Here is a 15,407-nt window from a genome sequence, read left to right on the forward strand (position 1 = left end):
GCGTTCGCGAACTCCCCAGAACGGGGTGGCGACACGCGCGGGATAGCGCGGGCGGGCGGAAAACACTTGCAATCCCGGCGCCCGAGGGGCAGGGTGGAACCAGATCAACTCGTCGCCCGGAAGAGCCGCACAGTGTGCCGCACCGGGCGATGAGTCTGTGGGGGCAGCGTCTGTGCGGGGGCAGCGTCTGTGTGGGGCCGAGTCTGTGTGGGGCAGTGGGATAGCGCCGGTCTCAGTTCCTCCGGAGCGTGAGGGCCAGCCTCGGGCAGAGCGCGACGGCGTCCTTGGCCGCCTCGAGCTGGGACGCGGCGAGTGGGACGTCGCCGCCCGAGCCGTCGCGGGCGAGAGGGTAGCCCCATTCGTCCCGCGCCAGGCGCTCCGGCAGCAGTTCGGTGCACAACCCCCGACCGTCGCACAGCGTCCAGTCGATGTGCAGGGTGGCCGCCGGGCCGCGCTCCCGGCTCATGCCGCCACCCCGGCGCGCGCCCGCCTGTCGGCGAGGCATCCGCCGGCCAGGTGCGCCTTGACCTCCCCAGAGAAGACCGTGAGGGCGCTCAGCACGATTCGGGTGGTGCCGTCCGGATGGTGGCAGCTCCCCCGGCCGCTCACGAGCGCGGCCAGCCGACGGATCTCGGCGGGGAGCCCGGTATCGCGGCTTCCGCCGGCGAGCTTCTCGAGCACCTCGGCCATCCTCGGCAACCCGTTCGCGCACGGGCCACACTGCCGAGCCGACTGCGCGGCGAGATAGCCGGCGATGGCCGCCGATACCCTGAGGCCGCAGGATCCCGAGTCGAGCAGAACGAGGATTCCCGCTCCGGGCGTCGCGCCGAACGGGGCGAGGTCGTGCCGGGCGAGCGGCGTGTCCAGGCGCTCGGCCGGCAGCCACGCGCCGTGGTAGCCGCCGACGAGCACCGCGGCGAGATTGTCTGTGCTTCCGCCGGCCGCCCGCACGAGGCCCGCGATCGTCATGCCGCCCGCAACCTCGCGCACGGTCGGCGCGAGGGCGCTTCCGCTCACCGTGACGAGCCTCGTGCCCGGTTCGTCTTCTGTGCCGAGCCGTCGGAACCATTCCGCCCCGAAACGCGCGATGAGCGCCACCTGCGCGAGAGTCTCCACGTTGTTGAGCAGGGTGGGCCGGCCGCCGAGTCCCGAGCTGCTCAAACGGTGCGTCTTGTCCCGGGGCAGCGCCGGTCCACCCTCCAGGGAGCGGATCACGGCCGACGCCTCACCGGAGAGGAACGCCTCAGGCACCTCGCGGAGCCGGATGGCCGCGGCATCGGTCCGCTCCGCGATGGCCCGCGCGACGTACGGCAGGCTGGCCGCCGTCGTCACAAGGTAGAGCTCCCGCGCCCCGATGGTGCGACCGGCGAGAAGAAGGCCGTCGATCACCAGGTGTGGGGCGGCTCGAAGAAGGGTGGCATCCTTGGCGCTCCTCGGCTCGCCCTCCGCCCCGTTCGCGACGACCACCGCCGCACCGGCACGCGACCGCGGGTCCTGGCCGCTTCCGGCCGCAGCGAACTTGCGCCAGGCCGGGAACGCCGCGCCTCCCCGGCCCTGGAGCCCAGACGTCTGGAGTTCGTCGATGAGGTGCGACGCCGGTCGCCCGTTCGGCACGGGACCGAAGGTGGCGAGGTGGCTCGCCAGGTCGGGAGCCGGCGCGGCAAAGAGCCTCCCTGCCCCCTGTGGCGGTCGTACTTCGCCCACTGTTCCGGTCATCGTGCCTCTCCCTTCCGCGTGTTCCCGAATTCGATGAAGTTCGCCGAGACCCGCCAGGCGACCGCGACCGCCACGAGCACGACGCTCGCGAGCGCGAGGGCGAGAAACCAGACGGACGTTCCGTCCGTGCCGTTGCCGATCGAGTGCGCGAGGGCAACGGGCCACAGCGCGTAGGTGAACCAGTGCACAACGCGGAAGACGCGTCGGCCGATCCAGCGCCTCAGCAGGCTCGTGACGATGATGGCGAGCAGCAGGTCCAGCGCAACGGTGCCGAGACCGAGCCAGAACGGCTTGGCGGCGCCCAGAAACGGTACGAAGAAATCCACCACTCTGAGCTGGGCGTACGAGTCGAAGAAGAGGGAGACGATGTGGATCAGGAGAAAGACGCTCGCCAGCAGCGAGGCGTTGCGGTGCACGAGGGTCACCGAGAATCGCGGCAACCCGAGGAGCGGGTGCCCGGAGCGGGTCACGATTCCGAGCACGACCGACACCGTCAAGAGCAGCAGCGCGACGACGCCGGTCCCGCGACCGAGCGCCCAGAGTGCCTCGTTCACGGCGCGACCCCCTCGGTGCCCGGCTCCTCGGCCGGCCACCCGCCGAGCGTGACGACGCGCGCCTCGCGGTCCACGAGACGGGCGGGCAGGCCGCGGTCCCGCACCAGATCGAGCGCGCGGTGTCCGCGGACGATGCACGCCGTGCTCACCGTGTTGGCCTCGACGCAGCTGCGCGCCGAGACGGTGGCGCTCCGCCAGACCGGCTCTGCAGGTCGTCCGAGCCGCGGATCGAGGATGTGGTGCATCCGTTCGCCTGAGCGGGTCCACTGGCGCTTCTGCGTGCTCGACGTCGCCAGGGCGAATCCCGCAGCGAGCGTGACGGTGGCGCGGGGGTCAGCCGGCAGGTCCTGCACGAGCACGACCCAGCCGCCGTCCGGGGACGGTCCGGCGGTCGCGATGTCGCCGCCGAGGCTCACGAGCACCCCGGTGGGCAGCTCTGCGGCGATGCGGGCGGCCGCGAGATCGGCGGCGAACGCCTTCGCCGTCGCGCCGAGGTCGAGGGCGAGGTCCGGCGGCACCGTCAGACGGCGTCCGTCGAGCACGACCCTGCGCCAGCCAGGCACTATCGCCACTCGAGTGACGGTGGTGCCGAACGCGCGGTCGGTGACGAGGGCGATGTCGCGGTCGTAGCCGAGCGAGGCGAGCTCGTTGCCGAGCGTCGGGTCGACGTCGCCGTCGGTGAGCTCGGCGGCGCGAAGGGCCTCGCGCACGAGCGCCGCGAGCATCCCGCTCACCTCGACGCCGTTCGGCAACTCCGGGGAAAGCCGGGCGAGCTCCGAGTCGGGGCGAAAGCGGCTGCACGCCGCGTCGACCTGGTCGAGCACCAGCCTCGTGATCTCCACCGCGCGCTCGAGCTGGTGCACCTCCGTGACGACCACGCGGGCCGTCGTGCTCCATACCGGCCAGTCGGCCGCATCGCCCGGCACGTCAGGAGCCGGTCGTCTGGGCCTGGCTGCTGCCTGCCGAGCTCGAGCCGACCGCCGAACTCGAGGTCGAGCCGCTCGACGTCGTGCCGCTCGAAGTCGTGCTGCCCGCGGTCGAAGCGGTCGTCGCCGTTCCCGCGGACCAGACGACTCCGCCGACCGCCGCCGTGCCGATCACGCCGGCGACGGTCAGCGCCGCGGTGAGCGCCCGCGTGCGACGCTTGCCCAGTTCTCGTACGTTCATGACTCCCGCTCCTTCTCCATCACGTTTCTCGCGATAAGGAGAGTGTCGAGCCGGCGCCTAAGCGCTTCCTATGAGCGCCCTGTGGGCCGACTCAGAGCATGAGGGTCTCAGAGCATGAGATTCGCGGCGAGGAACTCGTTCACGTCGTCGAGCTCTTCGCGCGAGATGGAGTGCCCGATGCCCGAATAGACCCGGGTCGTGAGAGTCGAGTGGGCCGGAAGCCAGGCGGCGGTGCGCTCGACCGCCGACTGAGGGATGACCGGGTCTGCGGCATCCCGCCCCCAGAAAACGGGCGGTCGCAGCGCCTGGAGCCGCTCGTCGGCCGGGGCCTCGCCCTGGACGACGAAACCGGCGAGGTTCACGGAGGCGGCGAACCGCTCGGGGGCGTGCCGCGCCAGGTGCAAGGCCATGGCCCCGCCCTGCGAGAAGCCGAGCACGCCGACCGGGCCGGTCGCGAGCACGGTGTCGAGCCATTCGAGCAACGCGGAGACCGCAGCGTCCGCCGCGACCAGGCTCGGGAGGCCGGGTTCACCGACCGGGAACCAGGTGAACCCGTCGCCGAGGGCGAGGGGAGCGCGAACCGAGGCGATCACCGCGCGAGGCGGAAGGAGCGGCGCGAGGGCGAACAGGTCGTTCTCGTGCGACCCTCGGCCGTGGAGGAGCACCAGCAGCGGCCGGGACGCAAGCGCCTCCGCTCGTTCCGCCTCGGCGACCGACCAGACGACGGCGGACGGGTCGATGGCGAGACTGGACGACATGACTACAGCCTAGGCGGAGCCTTCGGGCGATCCGCGTGCCCCTCGGGCAAACCGATTCGGCCGGGGCCCCGAACCATCAGTGGCCACGGGGATGCGTCGGCGGCCGCCGGGGGTGGCGAACAGCCGCCGACGCAGGCCGAATCCCGCATGGCTGGGGCGTCGTCGGGGCGGCTGCTGTGGTTACCAGCCCTCCCGGCGGCGCATGGGGCTAGTCGATCTCCGGCCCGAGAATCGCATTCGCGACGGTTGAGTGCACGGAGTCGTCGTTGCTGGGGTGGAAGCCGCCGGCGAGCACGTCGCGGTACAGCCGCCCCAGCTCGCTCGACGTCGAGAATGCGGCGCCGCCGGCGACGGAGACGGCCTGGTCCACGACGTAGCGGGCGTTGCGGGTGGCCCGCCACTTGAGCCCGACGAGCGCACGGAACCACTGGTCGCCGCGGTCGACGAGCGCGTCGATGTCCTCCGCCAGGGACTCCAGTTGCGGCCAGAGCGCGTCCTGCGCGAGCGCGGCATCCGCGATCTTCCACCGGGTGGCCGGGTCACGGTCCTTCGTCGTTCCGCTGCGGGCGGAGACGCGCGACCGGGCGGCGGAGACGGCGAGTTCGAGGGCACGCTCGCCGATGCCGAGGTACACGGCGGAGACGAGGATCTCGAAGTTGGCGAAGATGGCGAAGATGAGCGGATCCGCATTCGGGCCGGGAGGAAGCCGTCGCACGATGCGGTCGGCGGCCGCGACGACCCCGTCGAGCCTGGTGCTGTTGCTCTGGCTCGCCCGCATGCCGATGGTGTCCCAGTCGTCGAGGATCGTGATGCCCGCCGCATCGCGGGTCACGAAGGCATGCACGAGCTTCGGCGCGTCAGCCGAGACGGTGTCGAGACCGAAGAGCCCCAGCCTCGTCCAGGCCGGCGAGAGGCTCGTGAAGATCTTGGTGCCGGTGAAGGCGTAGCCTCCGCCCGGAAGCGGCCGGGCATCCGTCGTGCTCCCGAAGAGCACGAGGTCGTTGCCCGCCTCGCTGATCGCGAACGCGAACAGCTCGCCCGCCGCTGCCTCGGTGAGCACGAACTCGAGCGAGTCGTCCCCCCGATCGCGCAGCATCGTCGCGATGCCCGTCCAGACCAGGTGCATGTTCACGGCGAGCGCCGTCGCGGGCGCGGCCTTCGCGAGCCTCGCCTGCTCGTGGGCGAGTTCGACGAGCGTGAGGCCCGCGCCGCCGAGCTCCACCGGCACGAGGGCGGCGAGGTAGCCGGCGGCCCTGAGCTCGTCGAGGTCTTCGGAGAAGAACCGGTTGTCGCGGTCGTAGCCGGCCGCCCGGTCGTGGATGCGGGCGAGCAGGGCATCGTCGAGAATCGTCACCGCTCAAGCATGGCACCGCCCGCTCGTCGTCGCGCCGGCCGGGAGCGCGCAAGAATGGATCGAGTGAGCGCACCCCTCGACACCGCGCCGCACACGCGGTCGCACCTGATCGACCTCGCCCCGCTGCTGCAGAGCCCGGCCTTCGCCACTCTCTGGATCGGCAACTCGATCTCGGGCATCGGCGCGCAGATGACGATCGTTGCCGTCGGGCTGCACATCTATCAGATCACCGGGTCGACCTTCGCCGTCTCCCTCGTCGGCGCGTTCGCGCTGCTGCCGATGATCGTGTTCGGACTCTACGGCGGAATGCTCGCCGACGCCTTCGACCGGCGGCTCGTGCTGCTCGTCGCCGCGATCGTCGCATGGGCGTCCACGATCACCCTCGCCGCGCTCGCCTGGACGGGGGTGGAGATCGTCTGGCCCTTCTACCTGCTCACCACCGTGAACGCGGTCGCCGCGACCGTGATCGGCACGGTGCGGTCGGCCGTGCTTCCGCGCCTCCTCCCGCCCACGCTGCTGCCGGCGGCCGCCGCGCTCTCCGGAGCGAGTTTCGGGGTCATGGTCACCGTCGGTCCGGCCATCGCCGGGGTGCTCGTGGCCACCGTCGGCTTCGGCTGGACGTACACCGTGGATGTCGTGCTGTTCCTGAGCGCCTTCCTCGGAATCGCTGCGCTCCCCCGCCTCGCGCCGGAGGGCGACATCCACCGCCCGGGACTGGAGTCGCTCAGGTACGGACTCGCCTTCCTGCGCACCGCCCCGAACATCCGGATGTCCTTCTTCGTCGACATCATCGCGATGACCTTCGGTCAACCGCGCGTGCTGTTCCCCGCGGCCGGGGCGCTCGTGCTCGGGGGCGGGCCGGTCACCGTCGGCGTGCTCACCGCGGCCGGGGCGCTCGGCGCACTGCTCAGCAGCCTGCTTTCTGGCCGCGTTGGCCACCGGCGCTGGCACGGTCGCGAAATCAGGAACGCGATCCTCGCCTACGGCGCCTTCATCGTCGGCTTCGGTGCGGTGCTCGCCGTCCTGGGCCTCGGACTCTTCGACCAGGTTCCCGGTTCGGTCGGCAGCCCGAACATCGCCGCGATCGTCGTGGCGGCGGTCATGCTCGCCGGCGCGGGAGCGGCGGACAACGTGAGCAGCATCTTCCGCCAGACGATGCTGCAGACCGCGGTTCCGGACAACATGCGCGGCAGGCTGCAGGGGGTCTTCACCGTCGTCGTCACCGGCGGTCCTCGGATCGGCGACATCTTCGTCGGCATCGTCGCGGCGATCGGGGCACTCTGGCTGCCGCCGCTTCTCGGCGGCCTGCTCATCCTGAGCCTGCTCCTGCTCGTCACTCGGCTTCAGCGGGGCTTCCTCCGCTACGACGCGTTCGCCCCGACCCCCTGAGTGGTTGCCCCGCCCTGGCCCTTCCTGTTTCTCCCTTCCGAAATCCATGCATTCCTGGGCAACACGCCGCTCAACTGCGCACCTGGCAGCGTGTCGCGGAGAATCGCATGGATTTCGGAAGGTCAATGGATTTCGGAAGGTCAGCCGAGCGCGATGCCCGCCGGCAGGTCCCCGTCCGCCACGAGGTACAGCCGCTGGGTCGCGCGGGTCATCGCCACGTAGAGGGCGCCGGCGCCGCGCTCCGAGGCCGCGACGATTCCCGCCGGGTCGACGACGATCACCGAATCGAACTCGAGTCCCTTCGCGTCCTGCGGGGTCATCAGCGCGATGTCGCGCGTGAGTCCCTGGGCTCCGAGTCCCACGGCCGCCCCGAATTCCTCGGCGAGCCGGACGCCGAGCTCGTCGATGCCGGTCTCCGGAACGATCACGACGAGGGTTCCCCCCGCGTCCAGGTCCCGTTCCCGGCGCACCGCTTCCACAGCGTCGGTGAGCACCTCGATGGGCCACTCGCTCGCCCGCACCGCCCTCGACGGCGTCACCGGCAGGCCGTGGGCGACCGCCATCGACTCGGCCGATGCCGCGATCTGGCTCGGTGTGCGGTAGTTGACGGTGAGCTCCTCGAGCCTCCACCGGTCGCCCTCCGCCGAACCTGCGAGCAGCGGGTCGAGCGCCGTCAGCCAGCTCGACGATGCGGCGGCCGACGCGGCCTGGGCGATGTCGCCGACGATGGTGAACGAGCGGAGCGGGCCTCGCCGCAGCAGGAGCTTCCACTGCATCGGCGAGAGCTCCTGGGCCTCGTCGACCACGACGTGGCCGTATGTCCAAGTGCGGTCCACCGCCGCTCGCTCCGCCGTCGTGGCGCGGTCGCCGAGCTCGGCGAAGTTGTCTGCGAGGTCCTTCGCGTTCACCTGACCCTTCACATCCATGTTCTGGATGGCGGCCTCCGCGTTCTCGATGTCGCGCTTGCGCTGCTGCTTTTGTTCGCGCTTCTGCGCGGCGTCGACCAGGTTGTATTCGCCGAGGTGCTCGGCCGCCTCGTCGAGGAGGGGGATGTCGGCGATCGTGAACTCCGCATCCCGAGCGCGCCTCAGCAGGGTGCGCTGCTCGGCGGTCCAGCGCGGCGTCAGCTCGGCGAGCCACTGCGGGCGAGCGTAGAGGTCCTGCAGGAGCTTCTGCGGCGTGAGCGGCAGCCAGGCCGTGTTGAGCGCCACCCGCACGTCTTCCGCCGAGCGCAGGTCCTCCCGAAGCATGGGGAGGTCCGATTCGTCCATCGAGTTGCCGTTGGCCTTGAGTTGCGCGAGCCATTCGCGGGAGAGCGCACCGAGGGCGTTCTTCACGAAGGTGACGCGGGCCTCGTTGTACGGCTTGCCGCCCTCCCGCGCGCGGTTCATCGCGTTCTGGATGAGCTGCGGGTCGAGGGTGAGCCGGTCGCCGTTCACGTCGAGCTCCTGCGGCTCGGACGGCACGCGCTGACGCGACTTCACCGCGCGGGCGATGAGCCCGGCCATGAACGCCTTGCCCTTGAGCGCTGCGACGGCCGGCGCATCCTCCCGCGTCGCCTCGACTCCGGGATACAGCTGCCCAACGCTCGCGAGCACGACGCCGGTCTCACCGAGCGACGGCAGCACGGCCTCGATGTACTGCAGGAACGAGCGAGATGGCCCGACGATGAGCACTCCCGAGTTCTTGAGTCGGTCGCGGTGCGAGTAGAGCAGGTACGCGGCCCGGTGCAGCGCGACGGCGGTCTTACCGGTGCCGGGCCCGCCCTGCACCACCAGCACACCGCCCAGGTCGGAGCGGATGATGCGGTCCTGCTCGGCCTGGATCGTCGCGACGATGTCCGACATCCGCCCGGTGCGCTGCGCGGTGAGCGCCGCCAGCAGCGCGCCCTCGCCCTGCAACTCTGTCGTGTCGCTTTCGAGCAGGGTCGCGTCGAAGATCTCGTCCTCGATGCGGATAACATTGCGGGCCTTGGAGAGCAGGTGGCGCCTGGCCCTCGCCCCGAGCGGCGTCGCCGCGGTCGCCTGGTAGAAGGCGCTGGCCTGTGGCACCCGCCAGTCGAGCAGGATCGGTTGCAGGTCCTTGTCGCGCAGGCCGATCCGGCCGATGTAGCGCAGCACGTCGTCGCCGTCTTCGTCGTTCGGTTCGAGTTCGAGCCTGCCGAAGGCGAGGCGCTCGTCCACCTCGCGCAGCTGCACGATCCGGTCCTCGTAGATGCGCGCGAAGGTGTCGCGTTCGGAGCGCCCCTGGTGGTTGCCCCCTACATCCAGCAGCCTCACCGCGTCGAGTTGCAGCTCGGCCTCGCGTTTGAGCGCGTCAAGCCTCGCGTAGAGACTTCCGACGTATTCCTGTTCGCGTTGCAGCTCGTGATCGACCACTCAAACACCCCTCAAATCCAGCGTTCAAGTTTAGTCGCTTCCCGGGATGCAACCCGACCGTTCTGAGCCGGAGCGCTCGGTGTTCGCTCTCGGCCACTTCCGAAATCCATGCAATTCGTCGCCGTGGTCGGCGTGTCTGTGTCATCGGAGGCGTGTCGCCTTCAGATTGCATGGATTTCGGAAGGGGCGGAAGGGGCGGGCGGATGCGCGGCGGTCAGGCTGGCGACGGGAGGGCGACGAGCGCCCGGCGGTCGGCGGTGAGCTCGGCGAGCAGGTCAGACTCGTCGAGTTGCGCGCCGATCGATCCCCGGCCCGAGATGACTCGCTGTCGCGCGAAGGCGAGCCGGGTGGCGGTCCGCACGAATCGGGCGTACCGCGGCTTCAGACCGAAGCGCGACGCCCACGCGATCGCCTGCCGTCGGCCGGCCGCCGTCGAGAGCAGGTTGACCTCGGTCGGGGTGAACCAGCCGACGGCCGCGTATTCCGCCAGCCGCTCCCTGGTGAGGTTCTGCTCGTGCCGTCTCAGCCGGGCGACCCCGACAATCGCGAGCACGAACAGGGGAACCTGCACGAGGAAGTAGTAGCGGAACCAGTCTGTTGCCCAGAAGCCTGCGCTATTCCAGAACGCATGCAGCAGGACCGCCGGGATGAGGCCCGCGATGAAGTAGCCGATGGCGCCGAGACCGCTCGTGCGGCGGGCGGCGAGACCGAGGGCCAGGCCGGTGCAGGCCGTGAACATCACGTGCGCGAACGGCGAGAGGATGGCGCGCAGCAGGAATGTCTGCACGATGTCGCTGCCGAAGCCGCGGTCCTCGATGATCGCGAGGCCGAAGTACTGCAGGTTCTCGGTGAACGCGAACCCGATGGCGATCATCGCCCCGTAGACCACTCCGTCGACCGGCCCGTCGAAGGTGCGCCGCATCGCCCAGAAGACGAGCAGGATGCCGAGCCCCTTCGCGAGCTCCTCCACCACCGGAGCCTGGAAGACCGCGGCGAAGAACTCGGAGCCGGCCGACTTCGGAATCCCGGCCGCGGCCTCGTAGTACTGCGTGATGCCCGAGAAGACGAGCGCGATCGCGATGGATGCCGCGGCCCCCCAGAGGAAGGCGAAGAGCAGGGCGCCGCGTGGCTCCGGTTCCCAGCGGTCGATCCAGCGGACGCCGAGCAGCACGATCACGAGCGGGATGCTCGCCAGGAGGAGGGAGACGGCGAGCGTGCCCGGACCGAGCACGCGCACGAGGTAGCCCGCGACCACCACGAGCAGCGCCGAGAGCAGCACGAATCCCGCGACGGCGAGCACGATCGTCCCGGCTCCCCGGCGCACCGGGCGCGGCGCCGGCGCCGGCCCCGGCACGACTGCAACGGGCTCGTCGCTCGGCGTAACCCCCTGGCGACCGTACGACGGCTCAGACATCCCGACCCGGGCGGCGGTAGGCGGCGAGAGCGGGGTCGAGAGGCACCCGGCCCACGGTGGCGATGAGGTTGACGGCGATCATCTGCCCGGCGAAGGCGAGCACGGTGAGGCGGCGCTCCGGGCTGAAGGCGGCCTCGAGCCGCCCATAGAAGGCGTCAGGGATGCCGTGGGGGCTGCGCACGATCAGTCGGCCCCAGTCGATGAGCAACTGCTCGGTCTCCGTGACCTCCGGTCGGTCCGGGTCGTCCCCCGAGTCGACCAGCAGCTTGCGGAACGCGAGCGAGCACACCTCGCAGTCGTTCTCGTCCGAGATCGCGTAGGAGAAGAGCGACACGGCCCGCTCACCGATCCAGGGGGCGATCTCCTCCCTGAGGGCGTACCACTGGAGGTACGCCGCGAAACTCGCCGGGTTCGCGAGAAGCGTCGACTCGAGCGCGGTGATGGGCGAGGCGTCGAACTCGAGGCGTCGTTCGACGGCGGAGCGCGCCTCTGGCGGCAGTTCGTCGCGCGTGGTCATCGGCAGGAAGGTCATGCGAACAGCCTAGGGAGTCGCCGCGCCAGGCGCGCAACGTTACGATTCTGGCGCGAAGACCTTGCCCGGGTTGAGGATGCCGCGCGGGTCGAACACGCGCTTGATCTGCCGCTGGATGCCGAGCTGCGCTTCGCCGAGCTCGTCGCCCAGCCAGCGTCGTTTGAGGATGCCCACCCCGTGCTCGCCGGTGAGGGTGCCGCCGAGGCGCAGCGCGGTGACGAAGAGCTCGTCGGCCGCGGCCCAGATGTGATCCGGCACCCCGCCGCCCTCCTGCGCCCGGTAGACGAAGTTCGGGTGCAGGTTGCCGTCTCCGGCGTGCGCGACGGTCGGAATCTCGATGCCGTACCGGTCGCCGATGTCCGCGATCGCGGCGAAGATCTGCGGGAGGGCCGAGCGTGGCACGGCGACGTCCTCGATCAGCACGGTCCCCCGGGCCTCGAGCGCTGGGTGGAAGGCGCGCCGGATGGCGAAGAGCCGTTCGCCCTCGTCGCGATCGGTCGTGATCTCGGCGTCTCCGCCGTGCGAACGAATGATCTCGATCGCCGCCTGCGCCTCGGCCGCGCTCGCCGCTCCATCCGTCTGCACGAGCAGCCAGGAGTCGCCTCGCGCGGAGAGGTCGAGCGAGAGGTGCGCGTCGATCGCTCGCAGCGCCGCCGCATCGAGCAGCTCGAGGGCGGCCGGGCGCAGACCGGCCGCGGTGATTGCGGCGGAGGCCGCCGCGGCCGCGGCGATGCTCGGGAAGAAGGCGCCGATCGTGGCGACCGGCCCGCTGGGCAGGGCACGCAGCTTCACGGTCGCCTCGACGATCACGCCGAGCGTGCCCTCCGATCCGACCATCAGCGCCGTGAGGTCGAGGCCAGTGACGCCCTTCACGCTGCGGTGGCCGAGGGAGAGCAGCGTGCCGTCGGCGAGCACCACCTTGAGGCCGAGCACCGCCTCGCGCGTCACCCCGTACTTCGCGCAGAGCAGGCCGCCGGCGTTGGTGGCGATGTTGCCGCCCACGGTGGAGATCGCCTTGCTCGCCGGATCCGGGGCGAACCATAGTCCGTGGGTCGCGAGCACGTCGTTGAGGTCGGAGTTGATGATCCCGGGTTCGATCACCGCGAGTTCGTCGGCGGCGGAGATCTCGAGGATGCGGTCCATCGCGAGGGTGGAGAGCACGATCTCGCCGGCACTCGCGATCGCCCCGCCGGCGAGACCGGTACCGGCGCCCCTCGGAACGACCGGGATGCCGTGGTCGTTCGCGATGCGCAGCGTCGCCTGCACGTCCTCCACGCCGCGCGCCGTCACGAGCGCCAGCGGGAGGGACCGCGAGTCGTGGCCGGACTTGTCGGTGGTGAGCGCCGCCAGTCGCGCCTGGTCGGTCGTGAGGGCCGTGCCGAGCGCGGAGCGCAGCGCCGCGATGGCATCCTGCGCGCTCATCGGCCCGCCCCGTCGATTGCGGCACGGAACGGGATGGAGGGCACCGCGCCGATCGACTGCACTGACAGGGCGGCGGCCGCGGTCGCGAACCGTGCGGCGTCCTCATACTCCCGACCGTCCGCGATCGCGGCGGCGAACGCCCCGCAGAAGGTGTCGCCCGCACCGGTCGTGTCCACGGCGGTGACGCGGGGCGCCGTCACACGCACGAGTTCCGTGCCGCGTTCGTAGAGCACAGCACCCGCCGCGCCGAGGGTGACCACCACGCGACCGACGAGCGAGGCGAGCGTCGCCGAGGCGACATCCAGCCGGTCGGATCCGCCGATCGCGCACGCCTCGTGTTCGTTCACGATCAGGTAGTCGAGGCTCGCGATCAGCTCGCGCGGCAGCTCACGGGCGGGGGCCGCATTGAGCATCACGGTCGTGCCGAGGGCGCGGGCCGCCTCGGCGACCTCCGCGACCCGATCGAGCGGCAGCTCGAGTTGCATGAGCACGACGCTCGCCGCCCCGATCGCCGCCCGGTCGGCCGAGTCGACCGGCCGGAAGGAGCCGTTGGCTCCCGAGGCGACGATGATCGTGTTCTCGCCGAAGCCGTCGACGACGATGAAGGCCTGGCCGGTCGGCTCGTCGGTGCGCCGAACGAGGTGATCGGCGATCGACTCCTCGCGAATGGTGCCGGCGAGCGCGTCGCCGTCCTCGTCGCGGCCGAGAGCGCCGATGAACGTCGTGGCCGCTCCTGCCCGGGCGGCGGCCACCGCCTGGTTGAGCCCCTTGCCTCCCGCGTACTTGGCGGCCGACTTCGCGAGGATCGTCTCGCCGGGCTGCGGGATGCGTTCGACGGTGAACACGATGTCCCGGTTCACGCTCCCCACCACGGTCACTCCGGAGTGGGAAGTCGTCGTTGAATCGCTTGACATGCTCCCACAGTAGCCTCGCCGCGGTGTCCGATTTCCGCTAGTCAATGTCGGGCGCCCGTGTGAGAGTGGAGCAATGACCTCCACACCTCCGGCCGCTGTCCGGGCCAGGGACCCGCTGTTCGCCGAGCGCTACCGGGCAATGTCGTCCCGCGACTCGCGCTTCGATGGGCAGTTCATCACCGGGGTGCATTCCACCGGCATCTACTGCCGCCCGAGCTGCCCGGCGATAACGCCGAAGCCGTCGAACGTCACCTTCTACCGCACGGCCGCCGCGGCGCACGAGGCCGGGCTTCGCGCCTGCAAGCGCTGCCTGCCCGATGCCGTGCCCGGGTCGCCGGAGTGGAACATCCGCGATGACGTGGCCTCTCGCGCGATGCGGCTCATCGCCGACGGCACCGTCGAGCGTCACGGCGTGCCCGGCCTCGCCGCCCGGCTCGGCTACACGCCGCGGCACCTCGGCCGCGTGCTCGTGAGCGAGCTGGGGGCCGGTCCCCTCGCCCTCGCCCGCGCGCACCGGGCCCAGACGGCCCGCACGCTCCTCGTGAGCACCGACTTGGCGGTGGCAGACGTCGCGTTCGCGGCCGGCTTCGCGAGCATCCGCCAATTCAACGACACGATGCTCGCAGTGTACGAGTCGACGCCCACGGCGCTGCGGGCGCGCGGCCGCGGCGGGACCGAGCGCCACCGCCAGGTCGCCACCGCGACGGAGCCCACGAACATCACGCTGAGGCTGCCGGCCAGGGCCCCGTTCGACGGCGCCGGCCTGATGCGCTTTCTCGCGGATCACGCGGTCGCCGGCATCGAGACCGGAGACGCCGGGCGGTTCTGTCGTTCGGTGCGGCTTCCGCACGGGGTCGCCGAGGTCGAGCTGAGCCTCGACGGGCCGACGGCTGTGCTCTGCACCGCGAGGCTCGAGAACATCGCCGACCTGTCCACTCTCGTCTCCCGGGTGCGTCGGCTGCTCGATCTCGACGCCGACTCCGAGGCGATTGATTCGTCGCTCGCGCGCGATCCGGTGCTGGCGCCTCTTGTCCTCGCTCGCCCCGGGTTGCGGCTGCCGGGCAGCCTCGACGCCGAGGAGGCCCTCTTCCGCACGATGATCGGGCAGCAGATCTCGGTCGCCGCGGCGCGCACGGTGCTCGCCAGGCTCGCGCGGGAGCTGTCCGACGCTCCCGGGCTCTTCCCGACCACGGCGACGATCGCCGAGCACGGGGGCGAGGCGCTCCGCGGGCCGTCCTCCCGGGTGGCGAGCGTTCTCGGCGTCGCCCGGGCGATCGCGAGCGGATCGCTCGCGCTCGACGTGGGGATGACCACCGAGGAGTTCACCGCGCGGCTCACCGCCCTGCCCGGCGTCGGACCGTGGACGGCCGGCTACCTCGCCATGAGGGTGCTCGGGAGTCCGGACGTGCTCCTCACGACCGACCTCGTCATGCTCGTCAGCGCCGGCCGGCTCGGGCTCCCGTCGACCTCCCGCGCGCTAGCGGCGCACGGCACGCGCTGGGCTCCGTGGCGCAGCTACGCCGGCCTTCACCTCTGGGCGGCGCGCGGCTGATATGTGGTTGGTTTTGTGAAGGGGGCGGCCACTGGTGGTGTCTGCACTGGTGGTGTCTGCACTGGTGGTGTCTGCACTGGGGTGTCTGCACTGGGGTGGGGCCGCAGGTGGGTCTGCGCGTGGGGGTCGGGTTTCCGCTCCTCCACAGGTCGCGCCTGGGGAGGGTTGTCCACAGGAAGTGCTGGTCAGGGGAGGTATTGTCGGTCGCAATGTCGGTGGTGGCTGCAAGACTGTGGCCATGGAAAATGGCACCGCGA

The 15,407-nt window shown here is 71.0% G+C and carries 14 protein-coding genes; 2 read left to right on the top strand and 12 right to left on the bottom strand.

All coding sequences use genetic code 11. The features are described from left to right. Nucleotides 1-232: 232 nt before the first annotated feature. The 7 genes from VIM54_RS03105 to VIM54_RS03135 all read right to left on the bottom strand — a co-directional run bounded on the left by VIM54_RS03105 (nucleotide 233) and on the right by VIM54_RS03135 (nucleotide 5,549). Nucleotides 233-466 carry a ferredoxin gene (locus tag VIM54_RS03105; protein WP_331899085.1) on the bottom strand — a complete coding sequence of 78 codons (234 nt, stop codon included), beginning with the start codon at nucleotides 464-466 and terminating at the stop codon, nucleotides 233-235. Continuing rightward, nucleotides 463-1,716 carry an NADH-ubiquinone oxidoreductase-F iron-sulfur binding region domain-containing protein gene (locus VIM54_RS03110; protein WP_331899086.1) on the bottom strand — a complete coding sequence of 418 codons (1,254 nt, stop codon included), beginning with the start codon at nucleotides 1,714-1,716 and terminating at the stop codon, nucleotides 463-465. Before VIM54_RS03110 ends, VIM54_RS03105 begins: the two co-directional genes overlap by 4 nt. After that, nucleotides 1,713-2,270: a ferric reductase-like transmembrane domain-containing protein gene (locus VIM54_RS03115; RefSeq protein ID WP_331899088.1), complete on the bottom strand. Its 558-nt coding sequence runs from the start codon at nucleotides 2,268-2,270 to the stop codon at nucleotides 1,713-1,715. The genes VIM54_RS03110 and VIM54_RS03115 overlap by 4 nt, the downstream gene beginning before the upstream one ends. Further along, nucleotides 2,267-3,196, bottom strand: a complete 930-nt coding sequence (locus tag VIM54_RS03120; protein ID WP_331899089.1) for an FAD:protein FMN transferase — start codon at nucleotides 3,194-3,196, stop codon at nucleotides 2,267-2,269. The genes VIM54_RS03115 and VIM54_RS03120 overlap by 4 nt, the downstream gene beginning before the upstream one ends. 1 nt (nucleotide 3,197) lies before the next feature. After that, on the bottom strand, nucleotides 3,198-3,437 hold the full coding sequence (locus VIM54_RS03125; RefSeq protein WP_331899091.1) for a hypothetical protein: 240 nt from the start codon (nucleotides 3,435-3,437) through the stop codon (nucleotides 3,198-3,200). A 107-nt stretch (nucleotides 3,438-3,544) separates the two neighbouring features. Next, nucleotides 3,545-4,195: an alpha/beta hydrolase gene (locus VIM54_RS03130; protein ID WP_331899092.1), complete on the bottom strand. Its 651-nt coding sequence runs from the start codon at nucleotides 4,193-4,195 to the stop codon at nucleotides 3,545-3,547. 208 nt (nucleotides 4,196-4,403) lie between these two features. Beyond that, the gene (locus VIM54_RS03135) at nucleotides 4,404-5,549 is read right to left on the bottom strand and encodes an acyl-CoA dehydrogenase family protein (protein ID WP_331899094.1); all 1,146 of its coding nucleotides are present in this window, start codon (nucleotides 5,547-5,549) and stop codon (nucleotides 4,404-4,406) included. 54 nt (nucleotides 5,550-5,603) lie between these two features. On the opposite strand from VIM54_RS03135, the gene VIM54_RS03140 reads away from it, so the two are divergent. Further along, complete coding sequence (locus VIM54_RS03140; protein ID WP_414673156.1) at nucleotides 5,604-6,938, top strand: MFS transporter; 1,335 nt, start codon at nucleotides 5,604-5,606, stop codon at nucleotides 6,936-6,938. 140 nt (nucleotides 6,939-7,078) lie between these two features. On the opposite strand, the gene VIM54_RS03145 is transcribed toward VIM54_RS03140, so the two are convergent. The 5 genes from VIM54_RS03145 to VIM54_RS03165 form a co-directional block, all read right to left on the bottom strand. Beyond that, a complete protein-coding gene (locus VIM54_RS03145) occupies nucleotides 7,079-9,316 on the bottom strand; it encodes a HelD family protein (protein ID WP_331899098.1) in 2,238 nt (745 codons plus the stop codon). Nucleotides 9,317-9,530: 214 nt separating this feature from the next. After that, entirely contained in the window at nucleotides 9,531-10,730 is a 1,200-nt protein-coding gene (locus tag VIM54_RS03150) for a PrsW family intramembrane metalloprotease (protein WP_331899100.1), read from the bottom strand. After that, a complete protein-coding gene (locus VIM54_RS03155; protein ID WP_331899102.1) occupies nucleotides 10,723-11,262 on the bottom strand; it encodes a hypothetical protein in 540 nt (179 codons plus the stop codon). Before VIM54_RS03155 ends, VIM54_RS03150 begins: the two co-directional genes overlap by 8 nt. 39 nt (nucleotides 11,263-11,301) lie before the next feature. Beyond that, nucleotides 11,302-12,684 carry an FAD-binding oxidoreductase gene (locus tag VIM54_RS03160; RefSeq protein ID WP_331899103.1) on the bottom strand — a complete coding sequence of 461 codons (1,383 nt, stop codon included), beginning with the start codon at nucleotides 12,682-12,684 and terminating at the stop codon, nucleotides 11,302-11,304. Beyond that, a complete protein-coding gene (locus VIM54_RS03165; protein WP_331899105.1) occupies nucleotides 12,681-13,598 on the bottom strand; it encodes a ribokinase in 918 nt (305 codons plus the stop codon). The genes VIM54_RS03160 and VIM54_RS03165 overlap by 4 nt, the downstream gene beginning before the upstream one ends. A 73-nt stretch (nucleotides 13,599-13,671) precedes the next feature. Between VIM54_RS03165 and VIM54_RS03170 the strand changes: the two genes are divergently transcribed. Further along, a complete protein-coding gene (locus VIM54_RS03170; RefSeq protein WP_331899107.1) occupies nucleotides 13,672-15,150 on the top strand; it encodes an AlkA N-terminal domain-containing protein in 1,479 nt (492 codons plus the stop codon). Nucleotides 15,151-15,407 lie beyond the last annotated feature (257 nt).

The organism is Lacisediminihabitans sp. (assembly GCF_036569425.1).
Classification (GTDB): domain Bacteria; phylum Actinomycetota; class Actinomycetes; order Actinomycetales; family Microbacteriaceae; genus Lacisediminihabitans.